The 1,414-nt window shown below is 69.8% G+C and carries 2 protein-coding genes; both read right to left on the bottom strand.

Features of this window, described 5'->3' with window-relative positions; all coding sequences use genetic code 11:
• Nucleotides 1–701, bottom strand: a 701-nt coding sequence (locus tag AB0M26_RS31900; protein ID WP_365266535.1) for a beta-ketoacyl synthase N-terminal-like domain-containing protein, incomplete at its 3' end; no start/stop codon positions are given.
• Nucleotides 702–759: 58 nt separating this feature from the next.
• Nucleotides 760–1,414: phosphopantetheine-binding protein (locus AB0M26_RS31895; RefSeq protein WP_365266532.1), on the bottom strand; the 655-nt coding region annotated here is incomplete at its 5' end.

Raw genomic sequence — 1,414 nt, 5'->3', positions numbered from 1 at the left:
GTCACACCACCGGCCAACGCCAGATCACACTCACCCGCACGCAACGCCTGCACGGCCAGGTGGAGCGCGACCAACGACGACGAGCACGCCGTGTCCACTGTCACCGCCGGGCCTTCGAGGCCCAGCAGATACGAAACGCGACCGGAAACCACGGAGGTGGAGTTGCCGGTCAGGAGATGGCCGCGTACGTCGTCGGGGACGTCGCGCAGTCCGGCGCCGTACTCCTGGTTGCTGCACCCGACGAAGACGCCCGCGCGGCCGCCCCGCGCCCACTCCGGGTCGATACCGGCGTGCTCGAACGCCTCCCACGACGCCTCCAGCAGCAGCCGCTGCTGCGGATCCATCGCCAGCGCCTCACGTGGTGAGATGCCGAAGAACCCCGGGTCGAAGTCGCCCGCGTCGTGGACGAAGCCGCCCTCGCGTGCGTAACTGCCGTCCCTGCGCCGGGCGTCCGGGTCGTAGAGCGCCTCGGTGTCCCACCCGCGGTCCGTGGGCCATTCGGAGATCGCGTCGGTGCCGTCCGCCAGGAGCTGCCAGTAGTCCTCGGGTGACCGCACACCGCCGGGAAACCGGCAGCTCATCCCGACGATCGCGATGGGCTCGTCCCCCTGGGACTCCAGCTCCTGGAGCCGCCGGCGTGTTTCGGCCAGGTCGGCGGTGACCCACTTGAGGTAGTCCCGGAGCTTGTCTTCATTCGCCATTGAACGTGACCCATACGTTTAGCGGTAGGAACGATTCGGCCTGCAGCGACGCGGGCGCTCAGGACCGGCCGAGCTCCTGGTTGATGAAGTCGAAGATCTCGTCGTCCGAGGCCGCCTCCAGCTGCTGGGAGACGGAGGCCTTGGAATCGCCCTCGGCCTGATCACCCAGCTCGGCCAGCATGCTGCGCAGTCGTGCCTTCGCGAGAGACCTGGCGCCGTTATCTGGGGAAAGTCTTGAAATCGTGGAGGCCAACCGGTCCAGCTCGGTGACCAGGGCGGTCTCCGCCGCGGCGTTCTCCTGGCCGAACAGTTCGTCGTCGAGGAACGCGGCGAGGTGCCGGGGCGTCGGGTGGTCGAAGACGAGGGTGCTGGGCAGCTTGAGGCCCGTCTCGGCGGCGAGCCGGTTGCGCAGTTCGACGGCCGTGAGGGAATCGACGCCGAGCTCCCGGAATGCTTGACCGGAACCCACGACGCCGGTGTCGCCGTGCCCCAGCACTTCCGCCGCACGCCGGCGTACCAGCCCGAGCAGTGCCTGCTGCCGCTCGTCCGCCGTCTGCCCCCCGAGCTGCTGGCGGAGCCGGGACTCCCGCTCGCCGTCCTGCTGCTCGGAGGATCCGCTGACGGTGGTGAGGGCGGTGCGGGCTTCGGGGAGGTCGGCCAGCAGCGCGCTGGGCCGGACGCTGGTGTACGCGGGGGTGAACCGGTCCCAGTCC

The organism is Streptomyces sp. NPDC051776 (assembly GCF_040681345.1).
Taxonomy (GTDB): domain Bacteria; phylum Actinomycetota; class Actinomycetes; order Streptomycetales; family Streptomycetaceae; genus Streptomyces.
Note: the sequence above shows the minus strand (reverse complement) of the source record. Positions and strands in the feature narration are given on the sequence as shown.